This window comes from Alkalibacillus haloalkaliphilus C5, from assembly GCF_000269905.1.
Lineage (GTDB): Bacteria > Bacillota > Bacilli > Bacillales > Alkalibacillaceae > Alkalibacillus > Alkalibacillus haloalkaliphilus_A.
Window position 1 is genome coordinate 1 of the sequence record NZ_AKIF01000275.1, and the last position, 1,109, is coordinate 1,109.

Sequence of the window (1,109 nt, forward strand, 5' to 3'; positions counted from 1 at the left end):
GGAGCATTTTGATGGAGCGGTGGTAAAAGATGAACCCGAACGAAGTCAAAATATGATTTCGTTCGGGTTTTGTGTATTAATGTTTAGTTTTGTCTCAGCCTCATTATTTACGTCCGATGTTGTTTGTAAACTTGCTGCTTAGTCATATTTTTAACTTCTTCAATAATTGATTGGTCTTTTGGTGCACTGTAATAGGCTTCAATATTATTTTGAACTTGCTCAGGCCGACTAGCACCTAAAATTAAACTCGACACTCTAGGGTGATTTAAACAATAATGAATAGCAATTGATTCTGGAGTTATGTTTGCTTCTTGAGCTAGCGTTTGTAAATTTTCGATTACTTGTTTAAGTTCATCTTGATTGTAGTCTAAAAAGCCACTAGACCCTTTTTTCTCCCATTGCTCAATCCCTTTACTCGTTAACATCCCTTTACCTAAAGCGCCTCTAACTAAAACACTTACTTGATGGTCGTTTAAATAGTCTAAAAGCTCTTCTTCGGGACGACGGTCTAACAAACTATATTGCATCATATTACTCGTGATCGTAGTTTTATCAACATAGGATTTGATCACATTTGGGCGGATTGAAGACAAGCCAAAGTAACGAATTAATCCTTCTTGTTGTAACTCTTCAAACGTTTCGATGACTTCATCAATAGGGTCCTCAATTGTACCTCCATGTAACTGGTATAAATCAACATCATCTAAACCTAAACGTAATAAACTATTTTTAATCGCTTCTTTTAAATATTTTTTAGACGGATCCCAATACCAGCCTTTTTGATTCGGTTCAAAGTGGTTACCACCTTTAGTGGCCACTATTGTATCTTGCCTTTTTCCTTTTAGCGCTTTACCGACCAGTTTCTCGTTTTCACCGTAATCATATAGGTCAGCTGTATCAATATAGTTGATTCCTGCGTTAATGGCCTCATGAATAATATCTTTAGCGTTTTGTTCATTCGTCCCTAAGTTCATGCAGCCAAGGCAACTTCTGAAATATGTAAATTTGTGTTTCCTAATTGACGTTTGTTCATCGTATACCTCCTTGAATCTATTTTATCGACACTAAGGCTTAATGACAAACGTTAAGCTGTAATGTGATAAATACAC

The 1,109-nt window shown here is 36.1% G+C and carries 1 protein-coding gene; it reads right to left on the reverse strand.

Translation table 11 applies throughout. The features are described 5' to 3' along the window. Window positions 1–107: 107 nt before the first annotated feature. Window positions 108–974, reverse strand: a complete 867-nt coding sequence (locus tag A194_RS19075; RefSeq protein WP_017187846.1) for an aldo/keto reductase — start codon at window positions 972–974, stop codon at window positions 108–110. Between the last annotated feature and the right edge of the window lie 135 nt (window positions 975–1,109).